Below are 1,894 nucleotides of genomic sequence, written 5' to 3'. Positions count from 1 at the left end.
TACCACTAGCGACATCGCCGTCTCTGGTGGTGCCGTGACAGGACTGGCGGTCACGGCAGACCCCAAGGTCTACACCGCCACCTTCACGCCCACGGCCGACCTGGCCAGCGGCAGCGCTAGCATTACCGTGGGCGCGAGCACCTACACCGATGCAGCGGGAAACAACGGCGGTGCGGGCACGGCACCGACCATTGCCATTGACACCTTGGCCCCCACGGTGGCCATCACCAGCAATATGGCCGCTGTGAAAGCTGGCCAGACCGCCCTCATCACCTTCAGCTTCTCGGAAGCCCCGACGGGCTTTACCACTAGCGACATCGCCGTCTCTGGTGGTGCCGTGACAGGACTGGCAGTCACGGCAGACCCCAAGGTCTACACCGCCACCTTCACGCCCACGGCCAACCTGGCCAGCGGCAGCGCCAGCATCACCGTGGGCGCGAGCAGCTACACCGATGCAGCGGGCAACAGCGGCGGTGCGGGCACGACACCGACCATTGCCATCGACACCTTGGATCCCACGGTCACCATCAGCAGCGTGGGCGCAGGAGACTCCACAGTCAGCGGCCAAGGCGGCGACAACACCGTGGTGGGGACGGCAGAAGCCAATAGCACCGTCACGATCATGACGGGCGCCACCCAGCTGGGCACGACCACGGCCGACGGCACTGGCCATTGGAGCTACAGCCTGACAGCGCCTAACCTCATCACGCTGGGCGAGGGCGGCAGCAAGAGCGTCACGGCCACTCAAACGGACGCTGCCGGCAACACCGGCACCTCCAGCGCCTTCACGTTCGCCGTGGACACCGTTGCCCCTACGCTCACCATCGCGTCGGTGGGTCTGGGCGGTGACACGGTCGTCAGCGGCCAGACCAGCGACAACACAATCAGCGGCACCGCCGAAATCGGCTCAGGCGTCGTCACCATCAAGGACGGCGCAACCGTGCTGGGCACCGCCGCGGTGAACAGCGGCGGCAATTGGTCCTTCGTCCTTACTGACTTGACCGAAGGCGACCATAGTCTGACGGCATCGCAGACCGACGCGGCCGGCAATACTGCTACCGCAAGCAAGAACATTAGCGTGGACACAACGGCGCCGATAGCCGTCAGTCCCGTGCTTTCAGTCTCGGGCGATGCCGGTCCGATCCATGGCGGCGCAACGGCCGACACCCTGCTGACAATTTCAGGTCAACTCGACCTGCCCATTGCTGCAGACGAGAGGCTCTTCATTGTGGTGACGACTGCCAGCGCAACCTACTCAATAGGGCCGGTCACGGACATTGGCGCCGACGGAGCGTGGACCTACCAGCTGACTTCGCCCCTCGCTATCGGGAACTATACTTTTTCAGCCTTCGTTCTCGACGCCGCTGGCAACGCGGGCGACCAGTCCGGTGACATCAGCCTCACGATTGGCATGGCCACTGCCGTGCTGGCTGCGGGCACGGAGGACACCCCCTACATCGTCACGGCCGCGCAATTGCTGGCCGGCTTCAGCAATGTGGACGGCGGCGACTCGCTGAGCGTGGCGGGTCTGGCCGCCAGCAATGGCACGGTGGTGGACCATGGTGACGGCACCTACACCATCACGCCCACCGACAACTTCAACGGCCCGGTGACGCTCACCTACAACGTGGTCGACGGCAACGGTGGCAGCGTCGCTGCCACACAGAGCTACACGGTCGCGTCGGTCAACGACGCGCCGGTGGTGACCAACGCTGGCGCCTCGGGTGACGAGGACGCTCTCTCTATTACCGGCAGCATCAGCGCGGTCGATGCGGACGGCGAAACCACCGTTGCCCTGAAGACGGGCGCTGCCAACGGCACGGTCACGGTCAACGCCGATGGCACCTACAGCTACACGCCGGTCGAGAACTTCCACGGCAACGACAGCTTCGTG

The 1,894-nt window shown here is 65.0% G+C and carries 1 protein-coding gene; it reads left to right on the top strand.

The genetic code is table 11. The features are described 5' to 3' along the window. A partial coding sequence (locus tag WKW79_RS36915) for an Ig-like domain-containing protein (RefSeq protein ID WP_340340177.1) occupies positions 1–1,894 on the top strand: 1,894 nt, incomplete at both ends.

The organism is Variovorax robiniae (assembly GCF_037889955.1).
Taxonomy (GTDB): domain Bacteria; phylum Pseudomonadota; class Gammaproteobacteria; order Burkholderiales; family Burkholderiaceae_C; genus Variovorax; species Variovorax robiniae.
This window is presented reverse-complemented; position numbering and strand designations above follow the sequence as displayed.